The 14,527-nt window shown below is 69.8% G+C and carries 13 protein-coding genes; 4 read left to right on the top strand and 9 right to left on the bottom strand.

Features of this window, described 5'->3' with window-relative positions; translation table 11 throughout:
• Positions 1 to 172: 172 nt before the first annotated feature.
• Positions 173 to 415 (bottom strand): hypothetical protein, encoded by a 243-nt coding sequence (locus VED21_RS25240; RefSeq protein WP_324887239.1) that lies wholly within the window; start codon positions 413 to 415, stop codon positions 173 to 175.
• Positions 416 to 533: 118 nt separating this feature from the next.
• Between VED21_RS25240 and polA the strand changes: the two genes are divergently transcribed.
• Positions 534 to 3,488: a DNA polymerase I gene (polA, locus tag VED21_RS25235; RefSeq protein WP_324887237.1), complete on the top strand. Its 2,955-nt coding sequence runs from the start codon at positions 534 to 536 to the stop codon at positions 3,486 to 3,488.
• A gap of 46 nt (positions 3,489 to 3,534) precedes the next feature.
• On the opposite strand, the gene VED21_RS25230 is transcribed toward polA, so the two are convergent.
• Entirely contained in the window at positions 3,535 to 4,881 is a 1,347-nt protein-coding gene (locus VED21_RS25230; protein WP_324887235.1) for an ABC1 kinase family protein, read from the bottom strand.
• Positions 4,882 to 4,934: 53 nt separating this feature from the next.
• Positions 4,935 to 6,434 carry a B12-binding domain-containing radical SAM protein gene (locus VED21_RS25225; RefSeq protein ID WP_324887233.1) on the bottom strand — a complete coding sequence of 500 codons (1,500 nt, stop codon included), beginning with the start codon at positions 6,432 to 6,434 and terminating at the stop codon, positions 4,935 to 4,937.
• Between the two features lie 163 nt (positions 6,435 to 6,597).
• Between VED21_RS25225 and VED21_RS25220 the strand changes: the two genes are divergently transcribed.
• The gene (locus tag VED21_RS25220; RefSeq protein ID WP_324887231.1) at positions 6,598 to 7,347 is read left to right on the top strand and encodes an outer membrane protein; all 750 of its coding nucleotides are present in this window, start codon (positions 6,598 to 6,600) and stop codon (positions 7,345 to 7,347) included.
• Positions 7,348 to 7,429: 82 nt separating this feature from the next.
• On the opposite strand, the gene VED21_RS25215 is transcribed toward VED21_RS25220, so the two are convergent.
• A complete protein-coding gene (locus tag VED21_RS25215; RefSeq protein WP_324887229.1) occupies positions 7,430 to 7,684 on the bottom strand; it encodes a FitA-like ribbon-helix-helix domain-containing protein in 255 nt (84 codons plus the stop codon).
• Positions 7,685 to 7,823: 139 nt separating this feature from the next.
• Between VED21_RS25215 and VED21_RS25210 the strand changes: the two genes are divergently transcribed.
• Complete coding sequence (locus tag VED21_RS25210; RefSeq protein ID WP_324887227.1) at positions 7,824 to 8,153, top strand: MbtH family protein; 330 nt, start codon at positions 7,824 to 7,826, stop codon at positions 8,151 to 8,153.
• A gap of 6 nt (positions 8,154 to 8,159) precedes the next feature.
• On the opposite strand, the gene VED21_RS25205 is transcribed toward VED21_RS25210, so the two are convergent.
• Entirely contained in the window at positions 8,160 to 8,714 is a 555-nt protein-coding gene (locus VED21_RS25205) for an NADPH-dependent FMN reductase (RefSeq protein WP_324887225.1), read from the bottom strand.
• A gap of 168 nt (positions 8,715 to 8,882) precedes the next feature.
• Here VED21_RS25205 and VED21_RS25200 point away from each other — a divergent pair, with 168 nt between their 5' ends.
• On the top strand, positions 8,883 to 9,410 hold the full coding sequence (locus VED21_RS25200) for a pentapeptide repeat-containing protein (RefSeq protein WP_324887223.1): 528 nt from the start codon (positions 8,883 to 8,885) through the stop codon (positions 9,408 to 9,410).
• Between the two features lie 36 nt (positions 9,411 to 9,446).
• On the opposite strand, the gene VED21_RS25195 is transcribed toward VED21_RS25200, so the two are convergent.
• From VED21_RS25195 to VED21_RS25180, 4 genes are all read right to left on the bottom strand, one after another.
• Positions 9,447 to 9,848 (bottom strand): hemerythrin domain-containing protein, encoded by a 402-nt coding sequence (locus VED21_RS25195; RefSeq protein WP_324887221.1) that lies wholly within the window; start codon positions 9,846 to 9,848, stop codon positions 9,447 to 9,449.
• Positions 9,849 to 9,937: 89 nt separating this feature from the next.
• Positions 9,938 to 11,743 carry a M3 family oligoendopeptidase gene (locus VED21_RS25190; protein WP_324887219.1) on the bottom strand — a complete coding sequence of 602 codons (1,806 nt, stop codon included), beginning with the start codon at positions 11,741 to 11,743 and terminating at the stop codon, positions 9,938 to 9,940.
• A 70-nt stretch (positions 11,744 to 11,813) separates the two neighbouring features.
• The gene (locus tag VED21_RS25185) at positions 11,814 to 12,167 is read right to left on the bottom strand and encodes a hypothetical protein (RefSeq protein WP_324887217.1); all 354 of its coding nucleotides are present in this window, start codon (positions 12,165 to 12,167) and stop codon (positions 11,814 to 11,816) included.
• 70 nt (positions 12,168 to 12,237) lie between these two features.
• On the bottom strand, positions 12,238 to 14,527 hold a 2,290-nt coding region (locus VED21_RS25180), incomplete at its 5' end, for an autotransporter-associated beta strand repeat-containing protein (RefSeq protein WP_324887215.1).

Raw genomic sequence — 14,527 nt, 5'->3', positions numbered from 1 at the left:
TTCGGGTCGCGCGGATCGCGAACCTCTCGGAAAATCTCAATGAGCGACTGCATCGCGCGTCTCCTGAAGGAAAAGGCCACTTCGGTCTCTTCCTTCAGGTCAACAGGCGGAGAGCGCTTTACTCAGATGCGATAGCCCTCTCCCGCGAGGGGAGAGGGGCTTGAAGAGCCGCTCAGTTCCGCCCCGTCTCCGGCCGCGTGTTGCCCTTGCCGTAGCCGGACAGCCGCCCTTCGTTGCCCTTGGCCTTGTTGTCGGCGTTTTCCGCGGCCGCCTCGCGGCCGTGCGCGGCGTGGCTGCCGGTGCCGGTGGGCGACTGGTTGCCCTGGCTGGGGTTCGCCGCCTGCTGCCCACCCTTGCCGATGTCGTCCTGGTTTCCGATGTCGTCCCGGTCGATGTTGCGCTTGTTGTCGCTCATGGTGGCCCTCCTGGGGTTCCGGGTCCCCGTGCCAACAGGATGACGGGATGGCGGTTCCGCCCCCTCGACTCTCCGCGCCGGTTCCGCCAAGTTAGCGTCCCAAAGAAGGGACGAGACCATGACCGACCAGACCGCCGCCGCCGACGCCGCCACTGCCGCCGACGCCGCCACTGCCGCCGACGCCGCCTCCCCCACCGCGCCCGTGGCGGACGGGAGCCCGCTGTACCTGGTGGACGGGTCGGGGTTCATCTTCCGCGCCTTCCACGCCATCCCCATCCTGACGCGGCCCGACGGCACGCCGGTGAACGCGGTGATGGGCTACGCCAACATGCTGATGAAGCTGCTGGCCGACCTGCACGCGGATTCGGTCGCCGTGGTCTTCGATTCCAAGCGCGAGAACTTCCGCAACGAATTCTACCCCGACTACAAGGCGCACCGCCCCGAACCGCCGGAAGAACTCAAGCCCCAGTTCGCCCTGATCCGCGAAGCGACGGAGGCCTTCTGCCTGCCCTGCCTGGAGCTGGAGGGGTACGAGGCCGACGACCTGATCGCCACCTACGCCCGCCTCGCCAACGCGGCCGGACGCGAGGTCACCATCGTGTCCTCCGACAAGGACCTGATGCAGCTGGTGCGCCCCGGCGTGCGCATGTTCGACCCGCTGAAGAACAAGATGATCGCCGAGGCCGAGGTGCTGGAGAAGTTCGGCGTGCCGCCGGAGAAGGTGGTCGACGTGCAGGCGCTGGCCGGCGACAGCGTCGACAACGTCCCCGGCGTGCCCGGCATCGGCGTGAAGACCGCCGCCCAGCTGATCCTGGAGTACGGCGACCTGGAAACCCTGCTGGCCCGCGCTGGCGAGATCAAGCAGCCCGCCCGCCGCCAGAAGCTGATCGACTTCGCCGAGCAGGCCCGCGTCTCCAAGCGCCTCGTCCGGCTGGAAGACCACGTCCCGGTTCCCAAGCCCATGGAGGAGCTGAAGGTCCGCGAGCCCGACCACGAGAAGCTGGTCAATTTCCTGCGCGCCCAGGGCTTCCGTTCCATCGTCACGCGGCTGGAGAACGAGCTGCATAAGGACGGCAAGCTGACGGACGGCGCGGCCGCTTCCGCCCCCTCCCCATCCCTCCCCCGCTCTGCGGGAGAGGGGGCCGCCGTCCCCTCCCCTGCGCCAGCGGGGGAGGGTCAGGGTGGGGGCGAGAGTCCCGCCGAACGCACCGCCCGCCCCCGCCCCACCTTCGACGGCGTGGAGAAGCGCTACGAACTGGTGCAGGACGCCGAAGCCCTGAAAATCTGGGTGCGACGCGCGCTGGAAGGCGGCGTGCTGGCGGTGGACACGGAGACGGACTCGCTCACCCCCGCCACCGCCAAGCTGGTCGGCATCTCGCTCAGCACCGAGCCGGGGCTGGCCTGCTACGTCCCCGTCGGCCACGTCGACCCGCACGGTGCCGGCCAGCTGGCGCTGGGCGGTGCCGAGCCGACGCAGCTGACGCCCGGCGAGGCCATCGCCATCCTGAAGGACGTGCTGGAAGACGGTTCAGTCCTCAAGGTCGGCCACAATTTCAAGTTCGACTGGCAGCTGTTCGCCCGGTACGGCGTCCGCGTGGCGCCGGTGGACGACACCATGCTGATGTCCTACGCGCTGGAAGGCGCCTCGCACGGCCACGGCATGGACGAACTGGCGGACCTGCTGCTGGGCATCACCACCATCAAGTACGACGAGGTCACCGGCACCGGCAAGCAGCGCATCACCTTCGACCGGGTGGAGCTGGACAAGGCCCGCGACTACGCGGCCGAGGACGCCGACGTCACCCTGCGCCTGTGGCAGGTGGTGAAGCCCCGGCTGCTCGACGCCCGCATGCTGACCGTCTACGAGACGCTGGAGCGCCCGCTGGTCCCGGTGGTGGCGGACATGGAGCTGGCCGGCGTGCGCATCGACCGCGCGGAACTCCGCCGCCTGTCGCAGGACTTCGCCGAGCGCCTGATCCAGATCGAGGCGGAGATCCACAAGCTGGCCCCCCGCCCCTTCAACGTCGGCTCGCCCAAGCAGCTGGGCGAGATCCTGTTCGACGCGATGGGCCTGACCGGCGGCAAGAAGGGCAAGACCGGCGCCTATTCCACCGACTCCAGCGTGCTGGAGGGGTTGGCCGAGCAGGGCCACGACATCGCCCAGCGCGTGCTGGACTGGCGCCAGCTGGCCAAGCTGAAGAGCACCTACACCGACGCGCTTCAGGAGCAGGCGGATGCCAATGACCGCATCCACACCAGCTTCTCCATGGCGCTGACCAACACCGGCCGCCTCAGCTCCACCGACCCCAACCTGCAGAACATCCCCGTGCGCAACGAGGAGGGGCGCAAGATCCGCCGCGCCTTCGTGGCCGAGCCGGGCAACAAGCTGCTGTCGGTGGACTATTCGCAGATCGAGCTACGGCTGGTCGCCGAGATGGCCGGGATCGAGGCGCTGAAGGCCGCCTTCCGCGACGGCGTCGACGTGCACGCCATGACCGCCAGCCAGGTCTTCGGCGTGCCCATGGAGCAGATGACGTCGGAGATCCGCCGCAAGGCCAAGGCGATCAACTTCGGCATCATCTACGGCATCTCCGGCTTCGGCCTGGGCCGCCAGCTGGGCATCCTGCCGGGCGAGGCGAACGCCTTCATCAAGGCCTACCTGGAGCGCTTCCACGAGCTGAAGAGCTGGATGGAGGAGACCAAGGTCTTCGCGCGCAAGCACGGCTATGTCTGCACGCTGTTCGGCCGCCGCTGCTTCATCCCCGGCATCCACGACAAGAACGCCGCGCGGCGCGCCTTTGCCGAGCGGCAGGCCATCAACGCCCCCATCCAGGGCACCGCGGCCGACGTGATGCGCCGCGCCATGGCCCGCGTGCCGGCGGCGCTGGCGGCGGCCGGCAACCCGGCGCGCATGCTCCTCCAGGTGCACGACGAACTGCTGTTCGAGGTCCCCGCCGCCGAGGCCGAGGCCGCCGCACGGATCGTGCGCGAGGTGATGGAGGGTGCCGCCAGCTTCGGCGTGCCCCTGGTCGCCGAAGCCGGCATCGGCGACAGCTGGGCCGAGGCGCACTGACGCGAGGAGAAGCCCCTCCCCCGTTAAGGGGGAGGGGCTTTGTCCGTCACGCCGGCAGCGGCACCCCGTGCCGGGTCAACGCCGTGGTCTGCCGCTGTTCCAGCGCCGTGACGTCGAAGTCTTTGATCAGGTCCTGGAACAGCCGGTACCAGTTCACCTCGGCCTTCAGGTGCAGGAAGACGCTGCCCAGGCCGATGGCCGCGCGGTCCATGAAGACGAACTCGCGCGGGACCTCGACGCCGCCGACGCGCCGCAGCTGGGCGTGCACCTTCTCCGCCGTCTCGCGGCCGTAGTGGCCGGCGTTGGTCTCCTCGATCTTGCGGGTGCGGTCGTCCATGATGGGGGCGTAGACGAAGCGCGCCCAGATGTTCAGCACCGACACCAGCTCCTTCGACGGGTTGGCGAAGCCCCAGGTGCGGTAGGCCTCGACCGCCGCCTCCTCGTCCTCGGCCCGCAGCGCGTTGTACAGGTCGATCACACCCTTGACGAAGCTGGGGTGGAACACGCGGATGCAGCCGAAATCCAGCAGGTTGATGGAGCCGTCCGGGCGCACCGTGTAGTTCCCCAGGTGCGGGTCGCCGTGGATGACGCCGTAGTAGTAGAAGGGCACGTACCACGCCCGGAACATGTTCATCGCCAGTTCGTTGCGCTGCTCCGGATGGTCGGCGACGTGGTCGAGGATGCGGCGGCCCTCCACCCACTCCAGCGTCAGCAGGCGCTTGGTGGACAGCTCCGGCACCACGGCGGGCACGTGCACGCCGGGCGTGTCGGCCAGCATGGCGCGGTACAGCGACGCGTGGCGCGATTCCAGCTCATAGTCCAGCTCCTCCCGCAGGCGGGCGGAAATCTCCTGGTGGATCTTGGTGGTGGAGATGGCGCTGTCCGAGCGCTCGAACAGCGCGAAGATCAGCCGCAGCTGGCGCAGGTCCGCCTCCACGGCCGACGCCATGTCGGGGTATTGCAGCTTGCAGGCCAGCCGCCGGTCGTCCAGCCCGACCGCCTTATGCACCTGCCCCAGCGAGGCCGCCGCCGCGGCCGCGCGCTCGAAGCTGCGGAACTTCGCCTGCCACGTGGGGCCCAGCTCCGCGGCCATGCGGCGCTTGACGAAGGGCCAGCCCATGGACGGCGCGTCGGCCTGCAGCTGCGACAGCTCGGCCACGTACTCGCGCGGCAGGGCGTCGGGGATGGTGGACAGGAGCTGCGCCACCTTCATCAGCGGCCCCTTGAGGCCGCCGAGTGCCGCGCGCAGCTCGGCCGCGTGGCGCTCGCGCTCCAGCGGGATGCCCAGCACGCGTTCCCCGGCGAAACGGGCGGCAAGGCCGCCCACGGCGGTGCCGACCCGCGCATACCGCGCCAGCCGGCCGCCCAATCGGTTCTCTTCGGTGTTCGACATGCCGTTCAGGTGGGGCGGCAAGGACCGCCCGACCAGGGGCACCTGCCGATCGGTCAGGCGGCCGGAGCGGCGATGCGGGCCTTCAGGATCCGGCGGACCTGGCGCAGCAGCGGGCTGCGGTCGACGGCGAAGCGGAACAGAGACACCAGGGCCGGAACGCAGTTCAGCACCTGCCGGACCGAATAGGCCAGGATCCGTGTCATCGGCCAGCGACCGCGGTACACCCGGTAATAGAAGATCGAGTACTCGAGCATGATGCGCCACTTCGGGAAACCGGGCAGGTCCAGATAGGCGCGGCTGCGTTCGGCGGTGGGGCGGATGCGACTGGGGTCGAACAGGTTCATCTCGCGCGCCATCCGGTACAGGTCGGTGCCGGGATAGGGGTAGAAGATCGAGAGGAACAAGTCGGCGGGCTGGCAGTCGCGGGCGACGGCCGCGGTTTCCGCGAACTCGGCCGGCGTCTCGGTCGGCAGGCCCAGCAGCACGAAGAGGTGCACGTTGATGCCGTGCCGGCGCGCCGCCTGGCAGAAGGCGATGATGTCCGCGTTGGTGTATCGGGGGCGCTTCAGGATCTCGTTGCGGATGCGCTCCGACCCGGATTCCAGCCCGATGTTGACGGACGTGATGTTGCCACGCGCGAGCGCGGCCAAGAAGCGTTCCAGTTCCTGCGCGTCGGACACCAGCCGCGTGGTGACGCTCAGGTTGGTGCCGAAGCGGACCGGCCGCTCCCGGCCAGCGTTGAAGGCTGCCAGGCGCTCGCTCAACTCCATGGCGTAGCGCGGGATGGCGCCGATCGTCTCGACTTCCAGATAGACGTACTCCAGTTCCGGGAGGGCGGCGGCCAACTGCTCGATCTCGGCCATCACGTTGTCCGGCGAGCGAAAGCGCACGAACTTCCCGGTCGTCACCGACTTCAGCGCGTGATTGGAGCAGTAGGTGCACAGGAACGGACAGCCGCGCCCCAGCACGATCACCGACGACCGGTCAGGGTTGTTCACCCATCGGCTCCAGTGGTCGCGGTTGACGAAGGGGAGGGAATCGAGGTCGGCATAGAAGGGAACGGGCGGCGTCTTTTCGATCTCGCCGGTTTCCAGGTCCTTGACCCACAGGCCCGGAATGCCGGTCGGGCGCCGGCCCGCGGCCAGCGCGTCGGCGTAGGCCACGACCGCCTGATCGCCTTCGCCCACGCAGATCGTGTCGATCCAGGGGGAGGCGATAGCCGCTTCCGACGCCAGCGTGGCGTGATGCCCACCCAGGATCGTGTGGAGGGCCGGCGAGCGCTGCTTGAGCAGCTTGGCGAACCGTTCGATGATCGGGAACTGCGTGCTCACCGCCGTGCATGCCGCCACTTCGGCCCCGAACCGGACGAGAATGTCGTCAGCCACCGCCGAAAGATCGCTGCCGGGGCAGATGACCCAGCATTCCACGGTGTGGCCTGCGCGCTCCAGCACCGCCGCGATCATGCTCAGCCCGAACGGAAAGTAGTTCCAGTGCGGCAACGGCCGCACGACGGACGTGTAGCTTTCAAGCGAGTAGATGCAAGCGATGCGCATGGGGTAACCCTCTTTCCTCTCCGGCAAGCCATCCTATCCCCCCTTGGCGTCGCAAAGAGGGAAAAATTTTGGGGCAGGCGCCGGCTCCTTTTTCCGGGGTTGCCGAGTTGACCGCCGGCCGCTGCTTGGGCAGGGTGCCCCGACTGAACCGGCAGGGGGCATCATGAAGCGCGTGTTGGTGGGTGTGGCGGCAGGGATGGCGACGGGTCTGCTGGCGGCCGGCGGAACCGGAGCGGCCGAACAGGGCTGGTACCTGCGCGCCGACCTGTCGCACGACTGGTCGCGCCCGGGCGACTTCCACGACTGGGACTGCGGCGGCACCGACCCGACGCGGGTGCCGCTCTACGGCTGCGCCACCCACGGCTCGGGCGACTTCAAGGGCAGCGTCGGGTTCGGGGCCGGCGTGGGCTACCGCGTGGCGCCCATGCTGCGCTTCGACGCCACCGTCACCTACCGCCCCGGCTGGCGGTTCGAGGGCGAGTCCGGCTTCCTGCTGGCCGGCGACGAGCCGCTGCGCGCCAAGGCCCGCACCCTGACCGGCATGATCAACGGCTACATCGACCTCGGGCGGTGGAGTGTGTTCGAGCCGTATGTCGGCGGCGGCTTCGGCCTGTCCTACAACCGGGTGGAGGGGATGGAGCTGTCCTTCCCCACGCTGGACCAGCGCGTGTGGACGCCGTCGGGCTGGCACACCTCGCTGGCGTGGCAGTTGACGGCGGGCACGGGGATCGTGCTGGGCGACGGTCTGGTGCTGGACGTGGCCTACCGCTTCATGGATCTGGGCCGCATGCAGACCCACGCCGGCGAGGCCCCCCGCCTGCGCCGCGGCGCCTGGCGCATCCTGAACATCGACGGCACCGAAGCGCGCCTGCGCGCGCACGGCGTGCAGGTGGGCCTGCGCTACGCGTTCTGAGGCGGGATACGTAGGTTGGGTTGAGCACCAGCGAAAACCCAACGCACCCGCGACGCACGGACGTTGGGTTTGCGGCTGCGCCTTAACCCAATCTACCGCCCAACTGGTCCCGCCATTCGCGGATCAGCGGCGTGCTGTCGGAGAGAACGCCGTACTTGGCGGCCAACTCGTCCTGCTCCCGCCGCAATTCCTCGACCAGCGCCGCGCGCTCCGGCCGGACGGCGGCGGCGAGGATGGCGCCGGCTTCCTCTTCCAGGGAGCGGCCGTTGCGCGTCGCGCGCTCGACCAGCGATGCCAGCACCGCGTCGTCCACTTCGGCCGTGACGCTCTTGCCCATGGGATCCTCCCGCGCTCCGTGGTGAACTATAGCCCCTCCGCCCCCGGCCTTCCACCGTCCCCCGAACGGCGCATCGGGAACTTTTCCCGCGCGCCAGTCACAAACGGGGTAGAGAGGCAATTCCCAACCTGAGAGAAGCATGATGATGAAGCGGATCCTGATGCCCCTGCTGCTGGCCCTGGGCATGATGTCCACGTCGCTGCCCGCCGCTGCCCAATGGCCGGACCGGGAGGACACCACGATCTACACGGCCATATACAACCACGAATGGCAATACTCGCTCTGGCCGTCCCACCGGGATCTGCCCCTGGGCTGGAACTCGGCCGGGTTCCAGGGGCTGAAGGCGGACGTGCTGGCCTTCATCGAGCGGGTGTGGACCGACATGCGGCCCCTGTCGCTGCGCCGGGTCATGGACCCGATGGACCGCTGCATCCTCGCCAACCAGCCCCCGCACCAGTGCCAGTCCTGACCGCCCCTACCCTTCCCCCCGCACGCGGCGGGTCCAGGCGAGCAGCGCGTCCAGCAGGTCGGTGACCTTGGCGCGCACCGCCTCGTCCTTCAGGGTGCCGTTCTTCTCGAAGGCCTCGGCGATGCGGACCAGGACCTCCGGCTTGTTCAGCGGGTGCATGTCCAGGGACATGCAGACCTGGCGCAAATGGTACTGGCTGCGCGCGGTGCCCAGCCCGCCGCCCGCCCCCATGATGGCCACCGGCTTGCCGGCAAACGGCTGGGCGGGCGGGCGCGAGGCCCAGTCGATGGCGTTCTTCAGCACGCCGGGGATGGAGTAGTTGTACTCCGGCGTCACGATCAGCAGCGCGTCGGCGGCGCGGATCTGGTCGCGGAACTGCTGCACGGATTCCGGCAGCCCCTCCGCCTCCACGTCGCCGTTGTAGAGCGGGATAGAGGCGAGGTCGAAGGACTGCAAATCCATGTCCTTCGGCGCCACCTCCCCGGCAAGGCGCAGCAGCGCGCGGTTGAACGACCCTTTGCGCAGGGACCCGGCGAAGGCCAGGACGCGGAGCGACGCCATGCGGAACCATCCTCTTCCGGTTGTCTCCTGAAAAGGAATGGCGCGAAACCCGCCGCCGACAAGGGGCCGGCGGGAGGGAGGATGCCCCCGCGGAAAATCCGGGAACTTCCGCCCCGCCCCGGACACCAAGGGAGGACGGCACATCCCCACCAAAAAAGGACCATCGACATGCCCGTGCCGAAAAGCGTGGCACTTCTCCTGGCCGCCCTTGCCCTGCCGCTGCTCGCCGCACCCTCCGGCGCGCAGGAGGTCAACGGCTGCGACCTGACCGCCCGCCGCGTGGTCTGTCCCAACGCCAAGCTGAACGGCGTCCACTTGAGCGACCTGGACCTGACCGGAGCCGACTTGCGTCAGGCCGACCTGAGCGGCGCAGCGCTGAGCGGCGTCACCCTGAGGTCCGCCAATCTGGCGGGCGCCAACCTGACCGGAGCCCTGGTGTCGGAATCGGACTGGAGCGGCGTCAACCTGGTCGGCGCCACCCTGAAGGAGGCCAGACTGAACTTCGTCGTCCTGGTCGGGGCCAATCTGGCCGGTGCCGACCTGTCGTCCGCCGTCGTGTACCATTGCAGCCTGCAGGGCGCCAACCTCACCGGGATCAAGCCCCGCTTCGTCCGGGTGACCAGCAGCCGATGGACGGACGGCAACGTGTGCAACACGACCTGGAACTCCTCGATGGGCGTCCCCTGTTCGCGCTGAACGCGGCCGTCCCGTGCCCCCTCGGACGCCCCGGCTTCAGCCGCCCTGGCTGCGGATCCAGGCGGCGGTGGCGGCATCCATCGTGTTCTTGTGGTTGATGAACCACTCCGGCACCGCCTCGCGCGCGTAGCCGCGGGCCAGCATCAGGTTGCCGGCGGCCAGCCGCTTCTCGATGCCTTCCAGCTCCAGGCGCACGCGGTTGTGCTCGTGCTTGTGGATGGGGGCCGGCGGGAAGCCGTACTGGTCCATCAGCGCCTCCTCGCGGGCGAGGTGGTCGCGCAGGTGCTGGGCGAACGCGGCGAACAGGGCCGGGAAGGCGGCGTCGTCGGCCGCGTTCACCTCGGCCAGCAGCTCCACCGTCTCCTTGTGGTCGGCGTCGATGATCGCGTTGCCGACCTCCAGGGACGCGTCCCAGGCGAGCGGGATGAGGGTGGTCATAGAACCTCCGGAGTAGAATCTGGAGGGACAATAACCACCCTTGAACTAGGGCTACTTGATCTTCATCAAGAATGTCAGCCGGAAGGATCTCAGCCGGCCGCCTCCAGCTCGTCGACGAAGCCGCGGATGACGCCCAGCCCCTTCTGCCAGAAGGCCGGGTCGCCGGCGTCCAGGCCAAAGGGGGCCAGCAGTTCCTTGTGGCGCAGCGTGCCGCCGGCCTGCAGCATGGCCAGGTACTTCTCCGCGAAGCCCTTCTCCGCGTCCTGGTACACGGCGTAGAGCGAGTTCACCAGGCAGTCGCCGAACGCGTAGGCGTAGACGTAGAAGGGCGAGTGGATGAAGTGCGGGATGTAGGCCCAGTAGTTGGCGTAGCCCTCGTCGAAGCGCAGCGCCGGCCCCAGGCTTTCCGTCTGCACGGCCATCCAGATCTCGCCCAGCCGTTCGGGCGTCAGTTCGCCCTCGCGGCGCTCGTCGTGGACGCGCGTTTCGAAGTCGAAGAAGGCGATCTGGCGGACCACCGTGTTCAGCATGTCCTCGACCTTGGTCGCCAGCATGATCTTGCGGCGCTTGGGATCGGTCTCGGACTCCAGGAGCGCGCGGAAGGTCAGCATCTCGCCGAACACCGACGCCGTCTCGGCCAATGTGAGCGGCGTGTCGGACAGCAGGTGCCCCTGGCGCCCGGCCAGGATCTGGTGCACGCCGTGCCCCAGCTCGTGCGCCAGCGTCATCACGTCGCGCGTCTTGCCCTGGTAGTTGACCAGCAGGTAGGGGTGGACGCTGGGCACCGTCGGGTGGGCGAAGGCGCCCGGCGCCTTGCCCGGCCGCACCGGCGCGTCGATCCAGGCGTTGTCGAAGAAGCGCTTGCCGTGGGACGCCAGCTCCGGCGAGAAGCGGCCGTAGGCGCCCAGCACGAGGTCGCGCGCCTCGCCCCACGGGATGGTGCGGTCGGCGTCGTCGGGCAGCGGCGCGTTGCGGTCGAAATAGTCCAGCTGCTCCTGCCCGAACCACTGCGCCTTCATCCGGTAATAGCGGTGCGACAGGTCCGGGTACGCCGTCTTGACGGCGGAGCGCAGCGCCTCCACCACCTCGTCCTCGACACGGTTGGACAGGTTGCGCGACGACACGGGGCGGGCGTAGTTGCGCCACTTGTCCTCGATCTCCTTGTCCTTGGCCAGCGTGTTGGTGACCAGCGCGAACAGGCGGATGTTGTCGCCCAGCACCTTGCCCACCACTTCGCCCGCCTCCTTGCGCACGGCGCGGTCGCGGTCGGACAGCTTGTTCAGCGCCTCGGCACAGGTCAGGTCCTTGCCGCCGATGGGGAAGCGCAGGCCGGCGATCGTCTCGTCGAACAGGCGGTTCCAGGCGGCGCGGCCGGCCACGTGCTTCTCGTGCAGCAGCCGCTCCAGCTCGTCGGACAGCTGGTGCTCGCGGTACAGCCGCACGTCGCGCAGCCAGGGCCCCCAGTGCGAGAGATCCTTGGAGGCCTTCAGCGCCGCCTGCAGCGCGCCCTCCTCGATGCGGTTGATCTCCAGGGTGAAGAAGACGAGGTTGGTGGAGATGCCGTTCACCCGCTCCTGCGCGGACTGGTAGAACTTGCCGATGGCCGGGTCCGCCATGTTGCCGGAATAGACCAGCCCGGCGTAGGACATGACGCGGGACAGCACCTCGTCGATGCGCTCGTACTCCTTGATGGCGGCGGCCAGCGCGTTGCCGTCCAGCGCCGCGACCTTGCCGGAATAACGCTGGTGGAAGGCGCGGGCGGCCTCCTCCATGCGCTCCAGGTCCGCCTTCAGCTCGGCCGCGTCCATGGCCGGGTAGAGGTCGCGCAGGTCCCATTCGGGCAGCGCGCCCAGGGGATGTTCGGCAGAGCTTTCGGCGGCGGCGCTGCGGGTCATCAACTCTCTCCCTTCGGTGGTTCCTCCGATATATGGCGCCGCCACGGCGATGGGAACCCTGAAGGGTCCTTCAGCCCCCACCGTCCTGCGCGCGGCGGATGGCGGCGTCGACGCACTGCAGGTGCAGCTTGCGCCGCGCCAGGGACCGGGCGCGGACCTCGTCGGGGTCGGTGGTGGGCATCGCCTCGATCTTGCAGCCGCGCCAGCCGTTGGCGTCCAGCGCGCGGGCGACCTCGGCGTAGCCGAAATAGCCCTTCTCCGGCTGCTCCCACGGCGCCTTCAAGTCGATGCGGCGCAGCACGAAGCGGTTGGACTGGCTGCTGGCGCCCACGTTGGTCAGGCGCGCGACGATCAGCCGCTCGCCGTTCGGCTGAACGACGGCGAGGATCGGGCGGATGCCGGAGTAGGAGACGTCGGAGGACATGCCCCATGCTTACCCGCTGAAGGGGCATGCTGGCGAGCATGAAGGTTGGCGCACGAGCCTCGGCACCCCCCTACGCCGCCAGGATCGTGATGTCGGACGCGGCGAGCGTGCGGACGTTCAGCGTGGCGATCGCCACCGCGGCCCCCGCCCCCGACCCGTCGGCGTCGAACGACAGCACCCCGGTCGTGGTGTTGAAGACGAACCAGTCGTCGCCGTCCGCCGCCGCGTCCAGAGCGAAGTTGGACGCCGACAACACCCCCGCCGGCAGGTTCCCGAAGTTCGGGCCGACCACCGCGATCCGGTCCTCGCCCGCCGTGAAGTCGAGGATGGTGTCGCCGCCCTCCGCCCGCGCGCCGTAGCGGAACACGTCGGCGCCCGCCCCGCCGGCCAGCGTGTCCGCCCCGAGGCCGCCGGCCAGCACGTCGTCCCCCTCCGCGCCGGAGAGCACGTCCCCGTCCTGGCCGCCGAACAGCGTGTCCAGGCCCACCCCGCCGTTAAGCGTGTCGGCGCCCTGGTTGCCGTACAGCGCGTCGTCCCCGGCGTTGCCGTGGAGCAGGTCGGCGCCCTCGCCGCCGGACACCCCGTCGTCGCCCTGGCCGCCGAACAGCGTGTCGTTGCCCAGATTGCCGACGAGCGCATCGGCACTCTGGTTGCCGAACAGCACGTCGTCGCCCTGGCCGCCGAACAGGGTGTCCACGGCCTCGCCGCCTTGCAGCGTGTCGGCCCCCTCGTTGCCGTAGACCAGGTCGGCCCCGTCCCCGCCCAGCAGGCTGTCGTCGCCCTGCGCGCCGATCAGCGTGTCGGCCCCGGCACCCCCCTCGATCGTGTCGGCGCCGCTGCCGCCCGTCAGCAGGTCGGGCCCGCTGGTCGGCCCGCTGCTGCCACTGCCACCGCCGCCGTCGTTGCTGGGAGGGGCTGGCGGCAGCACGTCGGTGAGCGTCACGTCGTTGCCGGTGTCGCCGGCGTAGCTGATCCGGTAGGTGCGGCCGCCGCTCGTGAAGGTGGCGCTCTCGGCGAGGCCGGCGAAGGTGCCGGTCACCGCGTCGTTGCCGTCGTTGGCGATCAGCGTGAAGGTCTGCCCCAGCGACGAGGTGAAGCCGAACACCGTCGACAGCGTGGCACCGGTCACGTCCACGGTGCCGGTGACGGCGATCTGGTCGTGCTGGGTGCCGGCGGTGGCGCCGTCGATCTCGAAGACCGCGGTCGCCCCGGCGTCGAGGTCGAGGTTGCCCGTGGTGATCCGGCCCGGGCTGTTGCCGGGTGCAATTTGGCCCCCACTGGCCACGCCGACCGCCGCCGAGACGCTGCCGGAGCCGCCGAGCGTGCCGCCGCTCTGCACCGTCACCGCGGAATCCAGCGTGCCGTCGACCCGCAGCGTGCCGGCGCCGACCGTGGTCGCCCCGGTGTAGCTGCTGGCCCCGGACAGGACGAGCGTGCCCGCCCCCTCCTTGGTCAGCGTTCCGGTGCCCGTGGCGATCGCGCCGGACAGGGTGACGTCGCCGGCACCGCCGACGGTCAGGGCGTTGCCGGCCCCGGAGACGTCGCCGCTCAGCGTCAGCGCCGACCCCGTGTCGGCCTCGATGCGGGCGGCCGATCCCAGCGTGATGGCGCCGCCGAAGCTGTTGGTGCCGGACACGTTGCGCAGCGCGCCGCCGCTGCCGCCGACACCGTCGCCGTTCAGCGTCAGCGCCTCCGTTCCGACCGTGATGCCGCCCTGGAGCTGGAGCACCGCGCCGGAGGTGACGGAGGTTCCCCCGGCGGTCGTGCCGAGCGCGCCGGCGTTGCGGATGTTGAGCACGCCGGCAGCGACGGAGACGCTGCCGGTGAAGTTGCCGTTGCTGCCGGACAGGACGAGCGTGCCGTCGCCCGCCTTGGCCAGCGCGCCGTCGCCGGCCAACGCGTCGCCGTCGGACACCGTGCGCGTGTTTCCGGTCCCGACGCTCAGGGTGGTTGTCGCGGTCCCGTGCAGGAACATGACCTTGCCTTGCGCCTGGCCCGTCCCGGGGGATCCGCCGGCGCCGCCCGACCCGCCGGTGACGCTGTAGGTGCCGGTGAAGTCGCTGTCGGTGATGGTGAGCGAACCGCCCTCGCGGACGAACACGGCGCCGCCGAGGGCCGCGCCACCACCACCGGCGGTGCCGCCGCCGCCGCCGAAGGTGCCGGCCGCCCCACCCGTTTCACCGCCGCCGCCGCCAGCTCCGAAGCCGCCCGCGCCGCCGGTCCGGCTGACAATGGTGTTGCCGCCCCCGCCGCCGCCGAAGCTACCGGCGCCGCTATCGCCAACACTACCGGCTCCACCCCCACCACCGAACACACCGCCAGCGCCGCCGCTGCCGTAGCCGCCGCCGCCGCCGCCGCCA

It is taken from the genome of Azospirillum sp. (genome assembly GCF_035627195.1).
GTDB lineage: Bacteria > Pseudomonadota > Alphaproteobacteria > Azospirillales > Azospirillaceae > Azospirillum.
This window is presented reverse-complemented; position numbering and strand designations above follow the sequence as displayed.

Excerpts from the sequence above, each read along its gene's own strand:
- VED21_RS25240 (WP_324887239.1), bottom strand. The coding sequence starts at position 415 with ATGAGCGACAACAAGCGCAACATCGACCGGGACGACATCGGAAACCAG.
- polA (WP_324887237.1), top strand. The coding sequence starts at position 534 with ATGACCGACCAGACCGCCGCCGCCGACGCCGCCACTGCCGCCGACGCC.
- VED21_RS25230 (WP_324887235.1), bottom strand. The coding sequence starts at position 4,881 with ATGTCGAACACCGAAGAGAACCGATTGGGCGGCCGGCTGGCGCGGTAT.
- VED21_RS25225 (WP_324887233.1), bottom strand. The coding sequence starts at position 6,434 with ATGCGCATCGCTTGCATCTACTCGCTTGAAAGCTACACGTCCGTCGTG.
- VED21_RS25220 (WP_324887231.1), top strand. The coding sequence starts at position 6,598 with ATGAAGCGCGTGTTGGTGGGTGTGGCGGCAGGGATGGCGACGGGTCTG.
- VED21_RS25215 (WP_324887229.1), bottom strand. The coding sequence starts at position 7,684 with ATGGGCAAGAGCGTCACGGCCGAAGTGGACGACGCGGTGCTGGCATCG.
- VED21_RS25210 (WP_324887227.1), top strand. The coding sequence starts at position 7,824 with ATGATGATGAAGCGGATCCTGATGCCCCTGCTGCTGGCCCTGGGCATG.
- VED21_RS25205 (WP_324887225.1), bottom strand. The coding sequence starts at position 8,714 with ATGGCGTCGCTCCGCGTCCTGGCCTTCGCCGGGTCCCTGCGCAAAGGG.
- VED21_RS25200 (WP_324887223.1), top strand. The coding sequence starts at position 8,883 with ATGCCCGTGCCGAAAAGCGTGGCACTTCTCCTGGCCGCCCTTGCCCTG.
- VED21_RS25195 (WP_324887221.1), bottom strand. The coding sequence starts at position 9,848 with ATGACCACCCTCATCCCGCTCGCCTGGGACGCGTCCCTGGAGGTCGGC.
- VED21_RS25190 (WP_324887219.1), bottom strand. The coding sequence starts at position 11,743 with ATGACCCGCAGCGCCGCCGCCGAAAGCTCTGCCGAACATCCCCTGGGC.
- VED21_RS25185 (WP_324887217.1), bottom strand. The coding sequence starts at position 12,167 with ATGTCCTCCGACGTCTCCTACTCCGGCATCCGCCCGATCCTCGCCGTC.